The organism is Sneathiella sp., from assembly GCF_041689005.1.
Classification (GTDB): domain Bacteria; phylum Pseudomonadota; class Alphaproteobacteria; order Sneathiellales; family Sneathiellaceae; genus Sneathiella.
The window spans coordinates 26,479-34,919 of sequence record NZ_JBDNHC010000032.1 but is presented as its reverse complement, the minus strand read 5'-3'; the positions used below and the strand labels follow the sequence as shown (position 1 = coordinate 34,919).

10 protein-coding genes are annotated in these 8,441 nt (G+C 52.9%); all 10 read right to left on the bottom strand.

What is annotated here, in order from left to right; all coding sequences use genetic code 11:
• A partial coding sequence (locus ACESNI_RS04135) for a GNAT family N-acetyltransferase (protein WP_373085201.1) occupies window positions 1–421 on the bottom strand: 421 nt, incomplete at its 3' end.
• Between the two features lie 92 nt (window positions 422–513).
• The gene (locus ACESNI_RS04130) at window positions 514–1,773 is read right to left on the bottom strand and encodes a M16 family metallopeptidase (protein WP_373085200.1); all 1,260 of its coding nucleotides are present in this window, start codon (window positions 1,771–1,773) and stop codon (window positions 514–516) included.
• A 16-nt stretch (window positions 1,774–1,789) separates the two neighbouring features.
• Window positions 1,790–3,187 carry a threonine synthase gene (thrC, locus tag ACESNI_RS04125; RefSeq protein ID WP_373085203.1) on the bottom strand — a complete coding sequence of 466 codons (1,398 nt, stop codon included), beginning with the start codon at window positions 3,185–3,187 and terminating at the stop codon, window positions 1,790–1,792.
• 105 nt (window positions 3,188–3,292) lie between these two features.
• Window positions 3,293–4,798 carry a carboxypeptidase M32 gene (locus ACESNI_RS04120; protein ID WP_373085199.1) on the bottom strand — a complete coding sequence of 502 codons (1,506 nt, stop codon included), beginning with the start codon at window positions 4,796–4,798 and terminating at the stop codon, window positions 3,293–3,295.
• Window positions 4,799–4,802: 4 nt separating this feature from the next.
• Window positions 4,803–5,519, bottom strand: coding sequence for an SURF1 family protein (locus ACESNI_RS04115; RefSeq protein WP_373085198.1), 717 nt, complete (start codon window positions 5,517–5,519; stop codon window positions 4,803–4,805).
• 2 nt (window positions 5,520–5,521) lie between these two features.
• On the bottom strand, window positions 5,522–5,896 hold the full coding sequence (locus ACESNI_RS04110) for a DUF983 domain-containing protein (RefSeq protein ID WP_373085197.1): 375 nt from the start codon (window positions 5,894–5,896) through the stop codon (window positions 5,522–5,524).
• Between the two features lie 13 nt (window positions 5,897–5,909).
• A complete protein-coding gene (locus ACESNI_RS04105) occupies window positions 5,910–6,719 on the bottom strand; it encodes a cytochrome c oxidase subunit 3 (RefSeq protein WP_373085196.1) in 810 nt (269 codons plus the stop codon).
• A 66-nt stretch (window positions 6,720–6,785) separates the two neighbouring features.
• Window positions 6,786–7,373 (bottom strand): cytochrome c oxidase assembly protein, encoded by a 588-nt coding sequence (locus tag ACESNI_RS04100; protein ID WP_373085195.1) that lies wholly within the window; start codon window positions 7,371–7,373, stop codon window positions 6,786–6,788.
• An 8-nt stretch (window positions 7,374–7,381) separates the two neighbouring features.
• The gene (locus tag ACESNI_RS04095) at window positions 7,382–7,522 is read right to left on the bottom strand and encodes a hypothetical protein (RefSeq protein WP_373085194.1); all 141 of its coding nucleotides are present in this window, start codon (window positions 7,520–7,522) and stop codon (window positions 7,382–7,384) included.
• On the bottom strand, window positions 7,503–8,423 hold the full coding sequence (locus tag ACESNI_RS04090) for a heme o synthase (protein WP_373085193.1): 921 nt from the start codon (window positions 8,421–8,423) through the stop codon (window positions 7,503–7,505). The genes ACESNI_RS04095 and ACESNI_RS04090 overlap by 20 nt, the downstream gene beginning before the upstream one ends.
• Window positions 8,424–8,441: the final 18 nt, after the last annotated feature.

Genomic DNA, 8,441 nt, shown 5'->3' with positions numbered 1-8,441 from the left:
TCTCAAGAAGTTTTGAACTTGGGATGTTTTCAGGCAGACAGGCCGCCTCAACGCGCCGCAATGCAAATTCGCTGAATAATACGGGCAACAATCCACAAAGTGCTTCAAACATATAGCCCCGGCGCGCATGGCGTTCGCCCGTCCAGTACCCTAGCGTCCCGGTCTGCGCGACGCCGCGCCGGATATTGTTGAGCGTGATGCCGCCAATCAGGTCATCACTCTCCCTGTCAAACAGAAAAAATGCCTGCCCCATGTCGTCTTTCATATCTCTGGTATAGCGCCTCAACCGCGCCTTAAAACTTGCCCTTGTCAGGGAGTCGGTCGTCCAGACCGGCTCCCAGGGGGCCAGAAACCGCCGGCTTTCGGATCTTAATTGCGCCCATCGCTCCCAGTCGGAAAGCTTGGGTGACCTGAGATACATTCTCGCAGTCTCAATTCGCGGACCAGAACCCAGTATGGAAAGTCTTTCCAGCAATGGAACCTCACACCCGATGTGGCCCTGATGAGAGCCGACTAGTTAAATCTTGCCGCAATATGGTCAAAACTATCAAGGTTTTTAAGAGGCCCCAGCGCCGCCACAGTTGGGTTGATGCCGGAGAATAATGCCCGGGCAAAACGCTTTGTACCCTCAACCGTCACCGCATCAATTTTTTCCACAATTTCAGCACTGCTGAGAACATTGCCATAAATCAACAACTGCCGGGCGTGGGCTTCGGATCGGGACGCCGGACTTTCAAGCCCCATCAAAAGGGAAGCTTTGTGCTGGGCTTTCGCCCGTTCGATCTCTACCTCCAGAATATCCTCGGTTGACCGCAACAGCTCATCTCCCAGCACATTGCTCAACTCGGAAATTTGCTCCTCACCGGTGCCGGCATAAACCGTAAAGACCCCCGTATCGGCGAAGGACGATGAGAAGCAGAAGACGGAATAACAAAGACCGCGTCGTTCCCTGAGTTCCTGAAATAGACGCGAGGACATTCCCCCGCCCAGCAATCCCGCCAGAATCTGTGCCGTGTAGAAATCATCGTCGCTGTAGGAGGCGCCTGGAACTGACAAGGCATAATGGATCTGCTCCAGATCCCTTTCCTCCCTATACTCCCCCCCTTTATAGATCGCGCTTTCCATATCCGTTGCCCCGGCAGAGGCAAAATCGCCAAATGCCTTTTCCGCAAGCTCTACCAATGCGGCATGATCGATCGCTCCTGATCCGCTCAGCACCATTTTTGGCGCCAGATACCGACTTTTCATGTAATGGGCGATCATCTCCCGGTCAAATCCGCGAACCTGTGCCGATGTTCCTAATATTGAACGGCCTAAAGGCTGCTCGGGATAGGCCGTTTCCTGAAGATGATCGAAGATGATATCGTCCGGCGTATCCTGGGTCTGACCGATTTCCTGAACAATGACTTCCTTCTCTCGTTTCAGTTCCGCCTCATCAAAGGTGGAATTCTGTAAAATATCGCCAAGAAGATCTACGGCAAGCGGCACATCATCTTTCAGTACCCGGGCAAAATAGGCCGTCTGGTCGCGACTGGTATAAGCATTCAGATGCCCGCCCACAGCTTCTATCGCTTCGGCGATTTCCAGCGCCGACCGATTTTTAGTCCCCTTGAAAGCCATATGTTCAAGGACATGGGAAATTCCGTTTTCCGCAGCCGATTCGTGGCGCGCCCCGGTATCCACCCACACACCAACCGCCGCTGTTTCCAGGCTTGGCATCGGATCCGATATAACCCGCAATCCGTTTTTGAGAGTTGTAACTTTTACGTCCATCAATTTGCTTCCGTTTTTATGCCCCGAGTATACGGGCGCGTTCCTTTATAAAGGATTTCACAGTTTCCAGGTCATTGGGCAGTTGCTCAAGTTTTTCCGGGCGTTCGAACAGATCCGCCAGATGAGCAGGCAACGCCGGCCGCACACCTGTTGCCTTTTCTACCGCATCCGGGAATTTCGCTGGATGGGCTGTTGACAGGGTTACCATCGGTACACTCTTCTTATTTCGGCATTTTTCCGCTACCTTCAAGCCCACAGCCGTATGGGGGTCAACAAGTTTCAAGCTTTCTTTCAGCGTTTTGCGGATCATGAGAAGAGTTTCCTCCTCATCGCAACGTCCGGCCGAAAAAATTCCCTCGTTCAATTGCGCCATGTTAACAGAAAATCCGCCGTCTCGATCTAGTTTTTCCATAAGATCATTCACCGCTGCTCCATCGCGGCCGTAAAGGTCAAACAAGAACCGCTCAAAGTTACTCGACACCTGAATATCCATGCTCGGACTGATTGTCGGGTCGACACCGGATTTTCGATATTCACCGCTATTAAAAAACCTGGATAGAATATCGTTCCGATTGGTCGCGACGATTAACTGGTCAATAGGAAGCCCCATACGGCTTGCCGCGTAGCCGGCATAGATATCCCCGAAATTACCGCTGGGCACGGAGAAGGCAAGAGACCGCTCAGGGGAGCCAAGGCTCACAGCAGTGGTAAAATAATAGGTGATTTGCGCCATTACCCGCGCCCAGTTTATGGAATTTACCGCCGAGACCGCCAGTTCATCGCGAAAGACATGATCGTTGAACATTGCCTTGACCATCGCCTGACAATCATCGAAGTCGCCTTCGACTGCGATGTTATGGACATTGGCATCCGCCACCGTCGTCATCTGCCGCCGCTGGACGTCGGAAACCCTCCCTGCCGGATGCAAAATGAAGATATCCAGGGCCTCTCGGCCGCGGCAGGCCTCAATGGCCGCAGAGCCTGTATCCCCGGACGTCGCCCCGATGATTGTAATTCGCTTGCCGCGCTGACCTAACAGGTGATCGTAGAGCAATCCCAGCAACTGCAAGGCGACATCCTTGAAGGCGAGCGTCGGACCATGATAGAGCTCCATCAAAAATTCATTGCTACCAAGCTGGCTGATCGGAACCACAGCCTTATGCGAGAAGCCTGCATAGGCTTTGCGGGTCATCGCGTTGAAGTCAGAGGCGGAAATACAGGATCCGAGAAACGGCTGCAATAGAAAGGCCGCCGCATCGGCATAGGAAACGCCCGCCAGCCCGCGTATTTCCTCTTTCGAGACCTGCGGCCAGGTTTCAGGCACATACAGCCCCCCGTCCCGTGCAAGTCCGGTCAGAACCACGTCTTCAAAATTCAATACCGGCGCTTTGCCGCGCGTACTGATATAACGCACCATCTTTCTCCGTTACTGGGACCAAAAGGCGGGTGAGAGTAACCATACGAAGGGCAATAGTGCAAGCATCGACTTCACCCAAACTGACAATTCGGCATCGAACAGCTATCGGGACAAATACCGCGCCTGCAAATGGGTTTTGAAGGCGGCCGATCCAAGCGGGCCGCCCGTTGCCGCCCGCAAAATCTCATCCGTCGACGTGGAACTTCCCAGGCTATGTATATGAAGGCGCAACCAGCGGAGCAGATCCTGGAACCGGCCATCCTGTATTTTTTCGGAAAAATCCTCTATTCCACTCGCCGCGGATTGAAAAATCTGCGCGGCGGCTAGAGCTCCAAGCGTATATGTCGGGAAATAGCCAATCGCTCCGCTGGGCCAGTGAATATCCTGTAAACAGCCCATCGTATCGTTGGGCGGCGTGATGCCCAGCAGCGATTGCATCCCACTGTTCCAGGCGCCGGGCAGGTCAGCGACGCTCAAGTCCCCTGACAGCAATGCCTTTTCCAGGCGATACCGCAAAATCACATGTAATGGGTACGTAACTTCATCTGCATCAACCCGGATCAGCCCCGGCTCGACTTTCAGGTAAAGCCGTTGCAGATTCTCAAGCTCCCACGCCGGTCCCTGCCCGTTGAACGCGCTCTTTATTTGCGGAAGAGTAAAAGCCATAAAATCGTGGCCCCGGGAGAGCTGCATCTCCACCAGTAACGACTGGCTTTCATGCAACACCATTCCCCGCGCCATGCCGACGGGCTGGGTACCCCATTTTTTTGGCAATCCCTGTTCGTACAGGGCATGACCGGTTTCGTGCAACGTTCCCATGAGACTTTCTGTAAAGTCCTCGGCCTGATATCTCGTCGTCAGCCGGACGTCATCGGCAACGCCCCCGGTGAAAGGATGATGGCTGACATCCAGTCGCCCATGATTGAAGTCGAATCCGAGGGCAGTCATAAAATCCCGCCCGAGCCGTTTCTGAATGGCTTCGTCAAACGGCCCATTGGGAAGGATCACGGGAGGCTCTGACGACTGACGATCCTGGACGTCTGTAAGAAACCCCGGCAGGAACTCTTCCAAATCCGCAAATAACCGGTCGATTATCATAGAGGAGCAGCCCGGCTCATATTCATCGAGGAGGGCATCATAGGGTGTGGTTTTGAAGACATTCGCTTTCGCCGCCGCAATTTTCTGCGTCAGGTTCACAACTTCAGTCAGGGAGGTGGAAAGGGACGCAAAGTCATTGTCGTGCCGTGCCTGCCGCCATTGCATTTCACAGAGGGAGGTGGCGCGGGAATGGGCCTCCGCCAGATCGGGGGCTATGGCCGTTGCATGGCGCCAGCTATGACGCATCTCCTTTAAATTAGCTCGCTGCCAGTCATCCAAATCACTTACTGTTTTTTCGGCTTCATCCAACAGATCAGCGGTTTCACTGTGATTTAACAACTCGTGAGAGAGGACAGTTAATCCCGCCATTTGTTCCGCCCGCGCGGAACTTCCCCCCGGCGGCATAATGACCGCGCTATCCCATTGCAGGATGGCGGCGGCACCTGACAAAGCAGACAGCCGCGAAAACCGTGTTTCCAGTTTGAGATAGGACCGCGACGGCGAGGACATCCCGCTAATCTTGATCCGGTTGGCCGCGTTTCAGACCGTAAATAACAAATATAACCAGCATGGCAATTGCAAGTCCAAACCATGTGAAAGCATATTGTATATGATTATTGGGAAGACTCACGCGGGTTTGCCCCCCGATCGGCAGCCCGCCGGGAATATCGCTCTTATCGAGTTCGACAAATACCGGGGCAACCTCGAGGTTAAGGTGCGCCGCCATCAGCTTCAGTTCCCGGTACAGCCAGACATTCTTTTCGGGATTATTGTCCGGCATGAATGACCAGTCCTTGCCGTAGGGCTCGCGAACGATACCGGTTACCGTCATTTCGCCGTCAAGCTGACCTTCTCGACGCGTTGATGGATCGACATTATCTTTTGGGACCCAGCCCCGATTGACAAGCACCACTTCGCCCGTTCCCGCGCGGATAAAGGGCGTAATAATCTGAAACCCCTCCCGGCCGGGGTCAGCAACAGCAAACAGGTGAATTTCCTTGGAATGGTCGAACGTCCCTGTCAGGCTAACACGGCGATATTGCCAGTCAGCCGGGACGAGTTCACCCATCGGCATTTCAACCGGCGCCGCCGCGAGTTGGCTGTTGATCTTATCTATCAGATCGATTTTCCAACTGTAACGATCGATTTGCCAGACACACAGTGCCAGTAAAATCATAACCACCGGCACCGTCGTCAAGGTTGGGATAAGTCCAGGAGAAAATTTCTTCATAGTCAATAACGCTTCAGGTCAGAGCCAGCTTTATGCTTGAATTGTAAAGCAACCATAAAAGCTTTGAACGGCCGTAAAAGGCCGATGCTCAAAATAAAAATTGTTGGTAGCCAGATCGCCAACTGCAGCCAATAGGGCGGACTGAACGCCAGTTCCGTCCAGACAGCAAGGCCGGCAACAACAAACCCGACGATCAGGATAATAAAGACTGCCGGGCCGTCACCACTGTTTACCTCCGAAAAGTCCTGCCCACAGACGGGACAATTCTCCCGTACATCCAGATATCCCTTAAAAAGTTTCCCCTCTCCGCAGGTCGGACATTTACAGGTAAGTCCGGTGCGTAAAGGGGAAACGGGTTTGCCATAGTTATGGGCCATCGGTGACTTTACATCAGGTCCATTCCGGACCGGCACCCCACCAATAGATCGAAAAGAACAGGAACAGCCAGACGACATCAACGAAATGCCAATACCAGGCCGCCGCCTCAAATCCAAAATGATGCGTCGGGGTAAAATGCCCTTTGGCAGCCCGAATAAGGCAGACGATTAAAAAGACCGTCCCAATGAACACATGTGCACCGTGAAACCCAGTCGCCATATAGAATGTCGACGGATAGATACCGTCGGTGAAGGCGAATGCAGCGTGGGAATACTCATACATCTGTACTGTCGTGAACAACGCCCCGAGAAGAACCGTCAGGATCAAGCCCTGTATAAGGCCTTTACGATCCCCGTGCTGCAAAGCGTGATGGGCCCAGGTTACCGTCGTTCCGGATAAGAGTAGAATGAGGGTATTCACAAGTGGAAGGTGGAAAGGATTGAAGGTCAGGATTCCCTCTGGCGGCCATACGCTCCCTCCGACGTCACTTGGATACAGAGCCGCACCGAAATAGGCCCAGAACCAGGCGACGAAAAACATCACTTCGGAGGCAATAAACATAATCATGCCATAGCGCAAACCCAGTTGCACGACCGGCGTGTGATGGCCTTCGTGCTCGCCTTCCTTCACAACATCCCGCCACCAGGCAAACGCTGTGTATAGCAGGATAACTGCGCCGATCACGAAAACCGCATATCCCCTGTCATGCATCCACATAATTGCGCCGACAGCACTTACAAACGCGGCAATAGAGGCAAGGGCGGGCCATGGGCTTGGATCCACCAGATGATAATCATGTTGTTTGGCGTGAGAATCTGCCATTCCTAAACTCCTGCAATTCAGCCGGATCCGCTCCGGCGCAAAAAGATACTACACCCTTGTGGCTGACTAGTTCACATCAACCGATTTTTGTTGCTCATTTACCGAAACATCGGACGTGTCGTCATCATCTTCACTTTCGTAGAAAGTATAGGAAAGCGTGATGACTTTCACGTCTTTCGCGTTCGCGTCCTGGTCTATTGCCGGGTCCACAAAAAATGTCACGGGCATATTGGCGCGCTCGCCTGGTTTCAATATCTGCTCCGTGAAGCAAAAGCAGTCGATTTTGGTGAAATACTGACCAATTTTTACCGGCGTAACATTAAAGGTTGCGGTGCCTTTGACTGTTCTGTTCGTTGGGTTATATGCGTCAAAAAATACCATGGCGGTTTCACCAACCTTCAGTTTTACCTTGTGCTGAAGAGGTTTAAAATCCCACGGCATCGATCCATTTGTATTGGCGTCAAATTCAATGGTCATCTCACGATCAAGAATAACGTCTGGTGCAATGTCTGCTTGCTGCGTCGTTCCGCCATACCCCGTAACCCGGCAAAAAAGGCTGTAGAGGGGAACAGATGCATAGGCCGCCCCCACCATCCCGACAACCACAGAGACCAGGATGACTGCAAGTCGTACAGAACTTTTCCGATTATCCATAACTATCCCTAACTGCCCGACATCTTTACAATGGTAATTAAGTAAAACGGAACTACGACAGCGACCAGAACACCGGCGACGACAAGATTACGAACGCGCCGCCGTTTTTTTTCTTCTTCATTCAGCATATCAAGTAATTGTCCGGACAAGGTTTTCGCCCAATAGCATGGCAAACAGCAAAAATAGATATAAAATCGAATAAGCAAACAGTTGCTTGGCGCTGCCCTCATCCTTGCGGACCCATACCCGGACGGTCATCCCGAGGAACAGGCAACTTAAAGCCGTTGCCCCAATTCCATAAAATAGGCCTGCATATCCCATAAAATAAGGCATAACTGTTATGGGCAGCAATAAGGTACTATAAATGACCATTTGCCTGCGAGTTGCTTCCCGTCCGGCAACAACAGGCAACATTGGCACGCCAGCCTTTGCATAGTCGATATCCCGCCAAAGTGACAGCGCCCAAAAATGGGGAGGTGTCCACATAAAAATTATCGCGAACAGCACAAATGACTCAAGGCTGACATTCCCCGTCACCGCGGCCCAGCCGATCATGGGCGGGAATGCACCCGCCGCGCCGCCAATCACGATATTCTGCGGCGTCCGCCGCTTAAGCCACATCGTGTAAATGAAGACATAGAACGCAATGGTAACCGCCAGCAAAATAGCCGCTACATAATTAATCGCGAGCCCCATCAAAACCACGCTAGCGACCGACAGAGCCGAGCCAAGTGCCAGAGCTTCGTCCGCCCGCACGCGTTTCGCCGGGATCGGCCGGTCCTTCGTGCGTTCCATCACCGCATCAATGTCAGCGTCATACCACATATTAATGGCCCCGGCCGCCCCGGCACCGACCGCAATACATAACAGCGCGGTAATGGCGAGGATCGGGTGTAATGACCCCGGCGCGACAATAAGGCCAACAAGCCCGGTAAAGACGACGAGCGACATCACCCGTGGCTTCAATAGTGCAAAATAATCACCGACCCGCGCCACGTCTGAACCGGCGCGGGTCTCGATTACTTCTTTTATGACGCTTGTGTCAGACACAAGTTACTCCTATCGCGC

What these genes read in the sequence shown, in the direction of transcription:
- ACESNI_RS04100 (WP_373085195.1), bottom strand. Translation starts at nt 7,373, where the DNA reads ATGGATAATCGGAAAAGTTCTGTACGACTTGCAGTCATCCTGGTCTCT.
- ACESNI_RS04105 (WP_373085196.1), bottom strand. Translation starts at nt 6,719, where the DNA reads ATGGCAGATTCTCACGCCAAACAACATGATTATCATCTGGTGGATCCA.
- ACESNI_RS04120 (WP_373085199.1), bottom strand. Translation starts at nt 4,798, where the DNA reads ATGTCCTCGCCGTCGCGGTCCTATCTCAAACTGGAAACACGGTTTTCG.
- ACESNI_RS04130 (WP_373085200.1), bottom strand. Translation starts at nt 1,773, where the DNA reads ATGGACGTAAAAGTTACAACTCTCAAAAACGGATTGCGGGTTATATCG.
- ACESNI_RS04115 (WP_373085198.1), bottom strand. Translation starts at nt 5,519, where the DNA reads ATGAAGAAATTTTCTCCTGGACTTATCCCAACCTTGACGACGGTGCCG.
- ACESNI_RS04110 (WP_373085197.1), bottom strand. Translation starts at nt 5,896, where the DNA reads ATGGCCCATAACTATGGCAAACCCGTTTCCCCTTTACGCACCGGACTT.